A 13,074-nucleotide genomic window follows, 5' to 3' on the forward strand; every position below is an offset into this window, starting at 1 on the left:
ATCATAGGAAAAATTTCAGTGGGAAAATGGCTGTATTCCGATTGTATCCCAATAACAATCCTCTGCCAGCAAGAGTATTCGGGCAGGTGATACAAAATGTCTTTTACATCCTGTATATTGATCTAAACCATGAGCTTTGCAAGTCGTAACCGAAAAAGCCCTGATACCTTAATCGGTATTAGGGCTTTTTCGGTTATAAGAAATACGCAGGGTTTTTAACAGTGTAAGTTCGCCTCCACCAAATCATGAACACCATCCGCGAGAGGATGGTGTTTTTGCATTATTCTGGAATCGACATGCAGTGAGCTTCAATGATCGCAACGGTTTGTTGACGGTTGAATCGATGATTAACCATATCCACCGTAAAATCCTCGGCTTTCTTTGTATCCATCTTAAAGTGCAAGTCATTATAACGTAGAAATATAACGAGTGCTGTAAATGCTGTTCGTTTATTTGCGTTGTGAAAAGGAGGGTTTTGCCCCAGCGATTCGAATAAAGCGGCAGCTTTCTCAAAAATAGTGGGATAAGCATCTTCACCTAAGACTGAAGATTGAGGTCGATGGACAGCTGATTCGAGCAATCCAGGTTCTTTTACTCCTATATGTTCACCCGGGCTATAACGTTGAATCATGGCTACATTGATAGCTATCACTTCTTGGACGGATAGATAGCGGATGGATGTCATCTGTCTTTAAGCCCGCGAAGCGTTTGATCGTATTCCTCAATGACATCAGTCAATTTATCCATGAAGTCCGTACTAATTCCGTCAGGCAAGGAAACTTTCGTCGATTTCCTAATGACGATTTCCCCTGTGTCTGGGCTAACATCGATGCTGACTGTATCACCCTGATCCAATCCAATCTGCTTCAAAGCATCAGTCATGGTTATACCTAGGCTGTTGCCGAATTTGGTCACTTTTCGTTCCATCTCAACCATCCTATTCATTAGGTTCCCTCCTTATCATCCTATTCAATTGTTATAACAATTATACATACATGAATTGATTTGATGTTCAACGAAAAATATTTGGATTCCTCTTTGCAACGACTGGTTAGTTATTTTGAAGGAAAGGGGCTCTAATTGGGGGATAATTAGTTCTAGAAGTAGCAGGAATAAACAGTCAACAATAGCTATATCAGCTTTCTCCAAGGTTTATGAAGATCAAACAACTAGCATAAATGGTGATGTGAAAGTAGATCAAGTTAATCATTTCATCGGAAGGCGATCGAATTAGAAAGTCAGCTAAGGGAGATAGAAGAGAAGTTAAGAATAAGTGAAAATGAACGTATGCTTTATGGGAAATACAAGATATTTTAAGGTCAAGACTATGGTTTTGATGAAAGTCGATGAAAGAATCCGTGAAACAGCACGGATGGCGTATTGATGTTTGCCGTAGTTCTGCTAAAATTTAATCCAAGTAATCAAGGGAGGCTGGACGTAAATGATATTAATGGACGAGCTTATTATCGCTTACTTGGATAACGATGTTGATCATCCCTATTATTTGGATATATACACCGGACAAGTCATTTTGAATATGGATGAAGCTTATACAGGCGAACCGGGTATCGACTGGGATGATGAGGAAAATGAAGAACGTTATATCGAGATCCCCAAAATTAGTTCGGATCAGGCGTTTTTTGTGATGACGAAATTCGCACAGCGTACCGACTCCGATCCTGAAGATAAGTTATTTGCTGCCCTTAATGGTTACAAACCTTTTCGAAAGTTCAAGGACAAGCTTTATGAGTTGGTTCTTTGGGATGAATGGAACAAGTTCGAGCACAAATATGCAGAAGAAGCGGTTCAATCCTGGCTGGAGCGGTTTGAGCTGGATTACAATGAATTGAACGAAAAGTACAATAATAACCTCCCTTTTTTACAATCAGAGGAGTAGTTTTATTCGAATAGACAAGAATCGCAGAAAATAGTTCGTCATGCGGTGCATCAAATGACCTGGAAACTATGTGAACTCCCACACAGTGGAGCAAGCCAAGCCTAAGTCCGTCGAAGAGAGCAGACTATCTGCAAGGTACGGATGAGTCTTGAATCTTATCCGTCTTAAAGGCAGGTAAATTGTGAACAAAACGGAGGTTGAAATATGCAGGCGAAAGAGTTCAAGGTGATATGGAGCGATTGGAACGGAGCTGTACGCGGTCGTCCAAGCCGCAGCATAGCGGTTCAGGCCGATGCAACTTTGTACGATTTGGCGGCAGCGGTGTTGAGCAGTTTTGATTTTGACATGGACCATGCTTTCGGTTTCTATGATAATCTGAAAGATTGGACGAGTTCGCAGATAGGTTATGAGTGGTTCGCGGATATGGGAGAAAGAGGAATGTTTCCCGGAGTGAAGCGAACTCGGATATCCAAGGCGTTTCGAACGGATAATCAAAAGCTGCTGTTGTTGTTCGATTATGGCGACGAATGGCGGTTTGTCGTACAGTATATCAAGGAAATAGATAGTCCTGCGGGAAAAGAACTGCCGATGGTATTGTCAAGTAAGGGAAATGCACCAAGTCAATATGGAGATGATGAGTATGAAGATGAAGGGGAATGTTAACAGTTTGATGTTTGGGCTGAACTAGACTTGCCTCTGGCCATGAGCGGAGCATCGGAAGTCCGGTTTCTATATAAGTTGATCGCGCATCAAGGCAAGCCAGGCACAACCAGCTGATGAGAATTCAATGGCAGGATTCGACTTTCTTGTTCTGCATATCCAAATAGCCTCGCGAACTATGAGAAACCCGACCGGATCAGGTCGGGTTTTTGCGTTTATATAGCTTATGGGATAGCTCGATATACTTTGCTACTGCATGCATTTCTAATTGAATGGCTTTTCACATCACAACAAATGTTCAACTTTACTGGAACTTAATTGTACTTTGATGCTTTGATTACAATCTAGAACTACTCTATTAGGGATGTAGTTCTAGTTATTGTGCAATTTTAGGTAGGAGAGAGGAGAGAAAGTAACATGCGGCATTGGATTTCACTTGTAAAGAGACAGACAGGTATGGTGCTGGCGGCTGTTATGATTGTCGGCAGCACGCTCGGAAGTGTAGGCGTCCCAGTACAGGCAGCGGCGGCTAATCATGTTGTGATTTCGCAGGTATACGGGGGCGGAGGCAACAGTGGGGCTGAGTATAAAAATGATTTTATCGAGTTGTACAATCCGACCGATTCTCCAGTCACGATGACGAATTGGAAGGTACGCTATGCCAGTTCTGCTAACCCGTTTGATAGTACTAATGTTACGACATTAAACGGCACGATTAATGCGAAAGGCTACTTTTTGATTAAGCAATCGGCAGGCACTGGCGGGACGAAGGATTTGCCCGCTCCCGATGCAGGCGGAACGTTAGCCTTGAGTGGCACGAATGGGAAAGTAGATTTGGTTGACAGTTCTGGTACTACAATCGATTTGGTAGGCTACGGAACCGCTAACTTATCGGAGACGAGTCCGACCCCTGCTTTATCAAACACGACAGCGGCCATACGGAAGGAGGCTGCAGGCGCTTCGGGAGGTAGTCGCGGAGAGGATACGGATAGCAACGCAGCGGATTTCGAAGTCAAAATGCCTGACCCGCGCAACAGCAGCTACAACGCGCTTGCCGTAAGCCCTGTTATAGCTTCGCCTGCACCAAATGCTTGGCCTGCAGGCACGGAGATCTCCTTAAGCTCGGCAACAGTGAGCGCCTCTGTTTATGCGGCCGTGTACGGTTCGGGCGGAACGGAAAACTTTGAGCCGTATGCAGGACGGATCACAATAAGCGAAGCGACAACGATCAAGGCTTACGCGCAGGCGCATGGCATGCCGGATAGCCCAGAGTCGACTTTTGACTATACGATATTGGAGAAGTCGGATGTTGCCACAGCCCGCACGGCTGCAAAGGCGCAAAATGTGTGGACGGAAGGCGTTGTGACGCATATTGACGGAGCGGAGATGTACATTCAGGACGAGACTGCCGGGCTGGTATTGTACGGATTCTCGTCGTTCGCGGAGGTCGGAGACCTTGTCGAAGTCAGCGGTACCATGGATATCTACAGCAGTCTGCAGGAAATTAAGCCTCAATCCGGGCTCACGTATGAAGTCGTAGAGCAGGACGCCGGTATACCGGAACCGAAGCTGTTGACGGCGGCGGATTTGTCGGCGGCAAACGGCGAGGCTCACGAAGCTGAGCTCGTTACGCTTGAGGATGTGACCATCGTCAGCGTTGTCGGAAGTAAAGTAACAGCAAGCCAGGGCGGTAGTACATTCACGATCTACTCCAACCTGTCCAAATTCAAAGAAAACAGTACCTTTGCAAAAATTACCGGCGTTATTAAGCAGTATAACGCGGATTATCAGTTTATTCCGCTTAACGAAGGCGCGCTGGTAGAGGATATGCTTTCGGTAACGGCAAGCCCCGGAGCAGGCCGTATTATCATCGGAAGCCCGGTAACACTCTCGAGCCCGTCGAGCGGGGCGGCGATTTACTACACGCTGGATGGTTCCAGCCCGACAGCTTCAAGCCAGCTCTATAACGCGCCGATTACGGTGAGCGAAGACGTCGTCATTAAAGCGATTGCCGTTGCTGGCGGTCAGACGAGCAATGTTTACACATTCGAGTACAAGGCTTCGGAAGCACCGCGCATCCACGATATTCAAGGCGAGTCTCATACGTCGGAATATGCCGGTCAGACTGTTACGGATATTGAAGGCATCGTAACGCAGTACGGTTACAATTTTGCCACCGGCAGTTACAAAGGCTTCTTCATGCAGGACCCGAATCCGGATAATAACATCAATACTTCCGAAGGTATCTTCGTATACAGCACGAATGAATCGCTGAAGCCGGCCATCGGGGACTCGGTTGCGGTAACGGGTACGGTATCCGAATACAATGAAGGAAGCACCAGCAATTTGACGTCTACACAAATTACGATGACAACTAGGACAATCCTGTCTTCCAACCATATGGTGCCTGAACCAGTCACACTTGGCAAGAACGGGAGAGTGATTCCATCATCCATTATCGACAATGACACCATTCCTATGACGGAGTTCCAACCTGCAGAAGATGCAATCGACTTCTATGAATCATTGGAGGGCATGCTCGTTAAGCTGCCGAAACCGACGATCCTCAGTCCTTATTGGACTAGCGGGAGCGGCAATTCCAAGTTGTTCAATATACCGACAAGAATTGAAAATGATGCAAACGATGTCCTTACAGCTGCGGGAGGACTGGTACTGAAAGAGCTGAATAACCTGAATCCGCAGCGTCTCTTGATCGCATATGGCGATCCGGGTCAGCAAGTCAGCACAGGCGACAAATTCAATAGTGACGTAACAGGCGTTATTGGCTATAACAACGGTAATTTCAAAGTGATTCCGGCATGGAGCAGCTTGCCTGCTATTACTCAAGGTACATTTCAGCGGGAAACAACTACTCTTGAAGTCGATGAAGACAAATTATTAATCGCCTCCTATAACATTGAAAACTATTACCCGGGAGTAGGAGCGATCAAGACGGAGAAATTAGCCGAATCCATCGTATCCAACATGAAGAAGCCTGATATTATCGGCGTCGTCGAGATGCAGGACGGCAACGGCGAGACTGATTCCGGCATGGTCGAGGCGGATGCATCCGATTTGATCGCAGCGATTAAAGCTGCTGGCGGTCCTGATTATGTATACACAGATATCGCTCCACAGAACAAGCAGGATGGCGGAGCGCCAGGCGGAAATATTCGCGTGGGTTTCCTATATAATCCGGACCGTGTAAGCCTGTCAGGCAGCGTGAACAGTCGGAAAGGTTCCGCGACTGAAGCTGTAGGGTACAGGGCCCATAGCAATGAATTGACCTACAATCCGGGACGGATCGACCCAACGAACAGCGCATTCAACAGCTCGCGCAAGCCGCTTGCGGCTCAATTTGAATTTAACGGAGAGAAAGTAATTGTCATCGCCAACCACTTCAATTCGAAAGGGGGCGACAATGGGCCATTCGGTGTCGTTCAACCTCCGGTACTGTCCAGCGAAGAGCAGCGTCATGACATTGCTGCAATCGTGAACAGCTTTGTGAAAGACGTGCTGACGAAAAATCCGGAAGCCAATATTGTTGCCCTTGGCGACTTGAATGACTTCCAGTTCACCGATACGGCAAAGATTTTGAAAGGAAATGAGCTTTACAATTTGATCGACAAGCTGCCGCGGAGCGAACGTTATACGTATACGTTTGACGGCAATTCGCAGGTGCTTGATCATATCCTGGTCAGCAACAACCTGACTGCAAATGCTGTGCCGGACATCGTTCACTTGAACGCAGACTTCTCGCCGTCAGACGGCCGGGTATCCGATCACGACGCGGTCATGGCGCAGATCGACTTGAGGAAGCCGTCCGGGTTCCCGCTCACAGTACTGCACACGAACGACACGCATGCGAACCTGGATACGACCAATTCGCCAAACAGCGTTCTGCGTCGCGTGACGGCGATCAAGGATGCGAAAGCTAGCGCGACGAATCCGCTTCTCGTCGATGCGGGAGACGTATTCTCAGGTACGCTGTATTTTAATAAGTATCTTGGCCAAGCGGATCTCGAATTCATGAATCTGGTCGGTTATGATGCGATGACGTTCGGCAACCACGAGTTCGACAAGAACTCTGAGGTGCTTGCTGATTTTATTGGCAATGCGGAATTCCCATTCGTTTCCTCCAACGTGAACTTCTCGAATGATGCGATTTTGAAGCAAATGTTCAAGAATGAAATCGGCAGTCCTGGCAGCGACAAGACTATCTATCCGGCGCTTATTAAGGATATTGATGGTGAGAAGGTCGGAATTATCGGCTTGACGACGGAGGATACGGCGAATATCGCTTCTCCTGGCGACGTCACATTCGAAGATGCAGAGGCTAAGGCGGCGGCTGCGGTTGCCATGCTGGAGGAGCAAGGTATTAATAAAATCATCGTGCTTTCTCATCTGGGCTACGATGCTGAGGTTGAGCTTGCTAAAGCGGTAGAAGGCATCGATATTATCGTCGGCGGACATAGCCACACCAAGCTGGATGAAGCGGTTGTCGACGATACTGACCCGAACGCGCCGAAGCTGATCGTACAAGCTGGCGAGAAGGGCCAATTCCTGGGCAGGCTCGAAGTCATGTTTAATGATGAAGGCGTTCTGACGGAGTGGGACGAAGAGCTGATCTCCGTTGATGCGAAGGTCGGAACGGCATATAATCTGGCTGAGGACGCCGAAGCCAAAGCGATCCTGGATACGAAGTATAAGCCGGGTATTGTTGAGCTAGCGGGTACTGAGGTCGGCAACACGGACGTTATGCTGAACGGTGTAAGGACAGACGTGCGCTCGAAGGAAACGAATCTCGGCAACCTGATCGCCGACGGTATGCTGGACGCGGCGAAAGCGGCCGGCACGAATGCGGTCATCGCGCTGCAGAACGGCGGCGGCATTCGCGATTCGATAAATGTGGGGCCGATTACGCAAGGGGAAGTGCTGACGGTTCTTCCGTTCAATAACGACCTGGTTACGATTATGTTAACGGGTCAAGAAATCAAGGATGCGCTTGAAAACGGCGTCTCCACGATTACGACGACGAAGGACGGCCGCTTCCCGCATGTTGCGGGCATGAGGTTCGATTACGATTCGACCAAGCCGGTAAACGAGCGCATCGTGCGCGTAGAGGTGAAGAACGGCAACAGCTACGTTCCGCTTGATTGGAATGCGACCTATGAAGTGGCAACGAATGCGTTCACGGCCAAAGGCGGAGATTTCTATGCTTCGCTGGAGAAGGCTTATAAAGAGGGACGCGTCAAACTGCTGTATTTGCCGGATTACGAGGTGTTTACGAAATATATTCAGAAGGTTGGAAGAATTACGGCGGCTACCTCCGCTGTCGAAGGAAGGATCGTCGATTTGAACGGCAGTCCTCTGCCAACACCGACGCCAACACCGACGCCAACGCCAACACCAACGCCAACGCCAACACCAACGCCAACACCGACGCCAACACCGACGCCAACACCGACGCCAACACCAACACCAACGCCAACACCGACGCCAACGCCAACGTCTACTCCGAAGGAGCCAGCAGTTTCATTCACGGATGTGGGCAGCCACTGGGCTGCGGAGTCGATAGTCGAGGCAGTAGAAGCGGGCATTATTAGCGGCTACGGAGATGGCACGTTCCGTCCTGACAGCAAAGCGACAAGAGCGGAGTTTATAACGATGGTCGGCAGAACGCTTAAGCTCGAGATTATTTCGGGCGGCGAACTGAACTTTGCGGATGCTGATCAAGTGCCGGTATGGGCACGATCATTCTTCGCTCAATTGACCCGGGACCAAGTTATCACAGGTTATAAGGATAATACGCTGCGCCCGTCGAATCCGTTGACACGGACGGAGATGATCGTTATTCTGGTACGTGCACAGGACATTGAGGTCAACCCGAAAGCGGCACCTGCTTTTGCCGATGCCGATCAGATCAAGGCGTGGGCCCGTCCATACATTGCGGCCGCTTACGATGCGGGTTTAATTCAAGGTATGGGCGACAACCGGTTCAAGCCGCAATTAAACGCAACGAGAGCTGAAGCCGTTACGCTGCTGCTTTCCGTGCTGGAGTACATGAAGAGTAATCAACAATAAGGAGTTAAGCAAACGGGAATCCGTTTAGGAAAAAGAGTCCTTGTTCACTTCGTTCGCGAGTGGGCCGGGACTCTTTTGTATGCCCTGCGGTCATTGTCATTAGGACGGCCGCCCTGGTACTTGACCGAAAAGTCGGCAGAGAAACGCGATTTAGTCTAAACGCCTCCCCGTTCAAAGAAATTCAAGATTGGATGACTTTCTACAGCGAATTCTGGAGTGCGAATATGTTTTCAGATTCGAACTCAGCCGATCGAATATCACGTTCGGGACTTGCGCCCTAGAGCGTACATGGAGGCGAGGGGATTTGATCCCCTGTCCGAGGACATCGCCACATAAGCATCTACGGGTGTAGTCACAGATCCGATGTCACCTGAGCAGGCGCCCTATTATTCATTTGTCTACGGAATGCTCTTTCAATATACGTGCAGTATTCTCCAACGAATACACTCCTTTTGCAATATCCACGATAAATTCCACCGCATATGTACGTTCCATTTTTAAGTGTTTTCCATTTAACATAAGGAATGACTTTGCTACCATATAGGCGGTACGTTTATTACCATTGTGGAAGCAATGATTCTTCACTAGAGACTCTAGTAGGGCCGCGACTTTGTCATATAAATTTGGATAAGCATCTTCTTCAAAAACACTTTGCTGGGGTCTATGTACCGCAGATTCCAGCAGGCCGTGATCCTTCACAACTGCTTGGTCTACATCGTTCATTTTCTTCATCATAAAGTAGTGGGCTGAAATAACCTCTTCTTTGGTCAGGAATGTTGTCATTTCATCGGTCCCTTAAATCCTCAAGGATTCCTTCGTCTTCTTCAAACACGTCAAAGAAAGCTTCAAGAACCTCTGGCCTTACATTATCGGGGAGTTGACCTTTCCTAGCCTTTTTCAATACGACTTCACCGCGATCATTTTCAATAAATTCGATCTCATCGCCTTGCGAGACATTTAACTTTTCAGCCAGAATTTTTGGCAAGCTTACTCCCAGGCCGTTGCCCATTCTTCCAATTTTTCGGGAATAACGCTTCACATTATCATTTGTCACTTTGACACTGTAACCACTCTCCTCCCAATTATATTTAGTGTTGTGTATTTCTATATTCGGGTGTACTATTAAAAGACCATACATCATTTGTAGCATCAGGTAGTGTTATTTGGACTTTCAGGCGAATGCGATTGACCACCGTATTCAAAAGGACATTCGATTATCCTTCGTTTTTTATTGGGAGTTAAAATTTGAGTTGCTTATCGGTCACTAGATCTCGGGATAATTCGAACGTAATACAAAAAGAGGACGTAGTGGCTTACGTCCTCTTTTTGTTCCCCTACTATAAGCATCCCGAGTTCATTTCTACTTGACCTACGCATACGACCTATCCCCAAGTACACGATCAGTTTTAGTGGCAGTATTGTTCAAGGGACCAACTTGCTTGGGTATTATTTGCTCGGTATAGCATACTCTGAATTTGGTTAAGATACTTAATGTAAAGCACTAACTTTCAGCCTATTTTTTCTTCTTTGCGTTGTTAGCAACAAGGACGATGACAAGCGGCGTCATCACACCAAGTACTCCAAACAACACCATAAACACCAATTGTAATATTTGGTAATCAGTCATTTGGTTTCCTTTCTACTGAAAGTGTTACCATAGACCGCATGTAAAATTATATCAATCTCATAACTATAAGTCGAGAGAATTATTAAAGGAGGAATAAGGTAGTACTGTAATTATAGCACCACCTTATTAAGTGTAAAATCAAGCTCCACTCTCTTTACAGCATCTCTAATATTGTGGAGAAGTGACTCACGGCATTCCTTAAGTCTTTTATCATACTTACGCTGAAGCTCTTCATGAAGATCCTCATCTAGTACAATCTTTTTCAAGATAAGACTCGCACCTTCCAAATCTTCCCTCTCAAGCCTTGAATTAAACACTTGTGTTGGAGTTGGCTCAGGAGATAAAATGGCATTTAATAGAATGGAAATAGGAATATAATCATCAATAAGCTCATAGTTTTCTCTTAGCCCTATTTCCGGAATCATTAATAAGTCTTCATTTAAAATAACAAAAGGATCTGCTTCTTTGTTGTGTATCATTATTTCAGGATCAAATAAATCATAAACGTTTTGTATAGCTTTTCCCAAAATTAATCGACTCACCCTAACAGGGAACGATAAGTCTCTATCATCTTCTAACTCTTTAAATACCGAAGTATGTAATTTTTTCAATGCAGTTTGAAGCATTTTCGCTTGTCTTTGGTAGTATTCTTTATTATTCCCTGGTTTTGTTTCTACAAGATCTACCCACTCACGCGCTAAATCAATTACTTCCATAATATTTGTTTGAAGCTGAATTAGAGTTCTTCCAATAATTTCGTGTCTATTCGCCGAGCGCTCCACTTCATATCGATCCGCATGGTTTATTTTAATCTTAGTTTCACTTGGATCAGAGTATTTCTTAATTTGCTCTTTGAGCCACTCGATTTGACTAATATCATTAACTAATACAGGTTGCAGTAATGAAAGAATAAAGCCATTTGGCTCAAACCACTTTTTCCAAACTTTTAGAGCTGGTTGGAATGTTATACGAATCGACTTTAATCTATGAATAGCATCGTTTGTTCTTACCTGAAGCTGTTTTAGTTCGGTTTGCCATCCTGATTCACTACGAATATTTCGTAACACACTAAGATCTAAAGGTACATACGATCTTCCGAAAGAATCCACTTCTTTCATCCAGTTGTATAAACTACCAGTAAAGCTAAGTTGCACTATGATTTGGTTACTATTGGTATTTGGCGCTAGGATAGCTGATCGGAGAACAGCTGCCGCAAGAAGATTCCGGGTTTCCTCATTGAGTCCTGGTCCCATTTCAATTTGCGAGATTAACACCTCGTAATCTGCTTTTAACGCATGCATAAGCCCTCCAGAATTATGCCTAATATGTTGAGCAAGGACTAAAGAATGCATCAGACGAGCAGGTATAAAAGGTTCTATTTCACGCTCAAAATGCTCTGCAATCCGGTAAGCATATGCAAGTTTACCTTCCGACATTAATTTCCAAAATACATCCTTTAATTTTTGAGAATCCCCTGTTTCCGAATCATGGATCTGTTTCGTATCTTGTTCAATGGAACTCTGTAGTTTGCTTGTCAGATCCCCGATATAATTTACTGGACTTGACACGTGAGTGTAATTCGCTTTCCCTTCTAATTCATCTTCATTTTCTTGATCCCCGTCTATTTCAACATTCATGGAATCCTCATCCAAAGATACTGTTACGCTCTCCATACTCTTATCTGCTATTTCAATCACGTTAGGAACTTTAGTTAAAGAAAAAGCTTTTAGTGTATCAGTTTTATTGAACTTAATATACTTTGGAAGAAGTATTTTTTTTGATAAATCATTATAAAATCTCCTACTGATTCTTTCATTTTTCAGGATTGGCTCAGGTAAGTTCAATGGATACATTAGCAAAGAAAATGGCTCCAACTGAACTATCTGTTTGTTCTTATTAGGCAAGACCCTAAAGAACTGCGTTCTAATCGATAATATTCTTCAACCATTCCGTAAATAGTAGTGACTTCATTTACTATAGGGAAATCTATACTGTTAAAACTATTAATCATTTCCTCTTTAAGTAAGTCAAACTCACTTAATAAATGTTGAATATTCGAAGCCAACTCATTGCTCGGTAATGCTCCTGTATTTGTCAATTCGTTGCCTGAATGTACCAGTTGTTTGCTAAGTATTTGTGCAAACCCAGCAATATTATTAATTCTTTTCTCAAGTGTATTTTTCATTTTCACCCTTCCTCTTACAGTCAAATAGTTGCACCTTTAAATCCAAAATTAGGTTAGTACATCCTAACTATACACAAATTCTCTAATTAATTAGTGATTATGCTAACTTCTATTGATTTTTTTGACTAATACCTCCAGTGATATCAGTTTCGGAATTAGTGAACTGGATGCGTTTTCGCTTTAAAACCTCCTTGTCATTTTCAGCATTTTAATGGGCACTACGGTTGATTCGCAAAGAAAGAATTACAAATATTAATCAATAAACAACGCGTAACCCCCACCACATTTGAGATATAGAATCATCATATTGAAATAAAACACTGAAGTATCTTCTACTACCGAATATAGGTGCCATGCTTTTTTCACACATTCTGCTATATAGCCCATCTAATATAGGGAAGCATATTTTTTATTTAGGCTCACTTTATATAATAACTAATTTTATTGCTTATAAATAGCAAAAATCCACAACCTCATGCGGTTGTGGATTTACATGGTGGAGGCGAACTTACACTGTTAAAAACCCTGCGTATTTCTTATAACCGAAAAAGCCCTAATACCGATTAAGGTATCAGGGCTTTTTCGGTTACGACTTGCAAAGCTCATGGTTTAGATCAATAT

At 44.8% G+C, this 13,074-nt stretch carries 9 protein-coding genes; 3 read left to right on the forward strand and 6 right to left on the reverse strand.

Annotated features, from left to right (window positions below; all coding sequences use genetic code 11):
• Positions 1-280: 280 nt before the first annotated feature.
• Both K0T92_RS14585 and K0T92_RS14590 read right to left on the reverse strand, forming a co-directional pair.
• On the reverse strand, positions 281-685 hold the full coding sequence (locus K0T92_RS14585; protein WP_219873206.1) for a type II toxin-antitoxin system death-on-curing family toxin: 405 nt from the start codon (positions 683-685) through the stop codon (positions 281-283).
• On the reverse strand, positions 682-945 hold the full coding sequence (locus K0T92_RS14590; protein ID WP_219873152.1) for an AbrB/MazE/SpoVT family DNA-binding domain-containing protein: 264 nt from the start codon (positions 943-945) through the stop codon (positions 682-684). The genes K0T92_RS14585 and K0T92_RS14590 overlap by 4 nt, the downstream gene beginning before the upstream one ends.
• A 496-nt stretch (positions 946-1,441) precedes the next feature.
• On the opposite strand from K0T92_RS14590, the gene K0T92_RS14595 reads away from it, so the two are divergent.
• The 3 genes from K0T92_RS14595 to K0T92_RS14605 all read left to right on the forward strand — a co-directional run bounded on the left by K0T92_RS14595 (position 1,442) and on the right by K0T92_RS14605 (position 8,641).
• Complete coding sequence (locus K0T92_RS14595) at positions 1,442-1,897, forward strand: UPF0158 family protein (protein ID WP_219873207.1); 456 nt, start codon at positions 1,442-1,444, stop codon at positions 1,895-1,897.
• A gap of 204 nt (positions 1,898-2,101) precedes the next feature.
• Positions 2,102-2,560 carry a plasmid pRiA4b ORF-3 family protein gene (locus tag K0T92_RS14600; protein WP_219873208.1) on the forward strand — a complete coding sequence of 153 codons (459 nt, stop codon included), beginning with the start codon at positions 2,102-2,104 and terminating at the stop codon, positions 2,558-2,560.
• A gap of 414 nt (positions 2,561-2,974) precedes the next feature.
• Entirely contained in the window at positions 2,975-8,641 is a 5,667-nt protein-coding gene (locus tag K0T92_RS14605) for a 5'-nucleotidase C-terminal domain-containing protein (RefSeq protein ID WP_219873209.1), read from the forward strand.
• 390 nt (positions 8,642-9,031) lie between these two features.
• Here K0T92_RS14605 and K0T92_RS14610 read toward each other — a convergent pair whose 3' ends face one another.
• The 4 genes from K0T92_RS14610 to K0T92_RS14625 all read right to left on the reverse strand — a co-directional run bounded on the left by K0T92_RS14610 (position 9,032) and on the right by K0T92_RS14625 (position 12,453).
• Positions 9,032-9,424 (reverse strand): type II toxin-antitoxin system death-on-curing family toxin, encoded by a 393-nt coding sequence (locus K0T92_RS14610; RefSeq protein ID WP_219873210.1) that lies wholly within the window; start codon positions 9,422-9,424, stop codon positions 9,032-9,034.
• 1 nt (position 9,425) lies between these two features.
• Positions 9,426-9,782, reverse strand: coding sequence for an AbrB/MazE/SpoVT family DNA-binding domain-containing protein (locus K0T92_RS14615; protein ID WP_246628163.1), 357 nt, complete (start codon positions 9,780-9,782; stop codon positions 9,426-9,428).
• 596 nt (positions 9,783-10,378) lie between these two features.
• Entirely contained in the window at positions 10,379-12,121 is a 1,743-nt protein-coding gene (locus K0T92_RS14620; protein ID WP_219873211.1) for a hypothetical protein, read from the reverse strand.
• Positions 12,122-12,147: 26 nt separating this feature from the next.
• On the reverse strand, positions 12,148-12,453 hold the full coding sequence (locus tag K0T92_RS14625) for a hypothetical protein (protein WP_219873212.1): 306 nt from the start codon (positions 12,451-12,453) through the stop codon (positions 12,148-12,150).
• Between the last annotated feature and the right edge of the window lie 621 nt (positions 12,454-13,074).

Source organism: Paenibacillus oenotherae, from assembly GCF_019443105.1.
GTDB lineage: Bacteria > Bacillota > Bacilli > Paenibacillales > Paenibacillaceae > Paenibacillus_Z > Paenibacillus_Z oenotherae.

Bases quoted from the DNA above. Each gene is read 5' to 3' on its own strand.
- K0T92_RS14585 (WP_219873206.1), bottom strand. From the start codon at position 685: ATGACATCCATCCGCTATCTATCCGTCCAAGAAGTGATAGCTATCAAT.
- K0T92_RS14590 (WP_219873152.1), bottom strand. From the start codon at position 945: ATGAATAGGATGGTTGAGATGGAACGAAAAGTGACCAAATTCGGCAAC.
- K0T92_RS14595 (WP_219873207.1), top strand. From the start codon at position 1,442: ATGATATTAATGGACGAGCTTATTATCGCTTACTTGGATAACGATGTT.
- K0T92_RS14600 (WP_219873208.1), top strand. From the start codon at position 2,102: ATGCAGGCGAAAGAGTTCAAGGTGATATGGAGCGATTGGAACGGAGCT.
- K0T92_RS14605 (WP_219873209.1), top strand. From the start codon at position 2,975: ATGCGGCATTGGATTTCACTTGTAAAGAGACAGACAGGTATGGTGCTG.
- K0T92_RS14610 (WP_219873210.1), bottom strand. From the start codon at position 9,424: ATGACAACATTCCTGACCAAAGAAGAGGTTATTTCAGCCCACTACTTT.
- K0T92_RS14615 (WP_246628163.1), bottom strand. From the start codon at position 9,782: ATGATGTATGGTCTTTTAATAGTACACCCGAATATAGAAATACACAAC.
- K0T92_RS14620 (WP_219873211.1), bottom strand. From the start codon at position 12,121: ATGTATCCATTGAACTTACCTGAGCCAATCCTGAAAAATGAAAGAATC.
- K0T92_RS14625 (WP_219873212.1), bottom strand. From the start codon at position 12,453: ATGAAAAATACACTTGAGAAAAGAATTAATAATATTGCTGGGTTTGCA.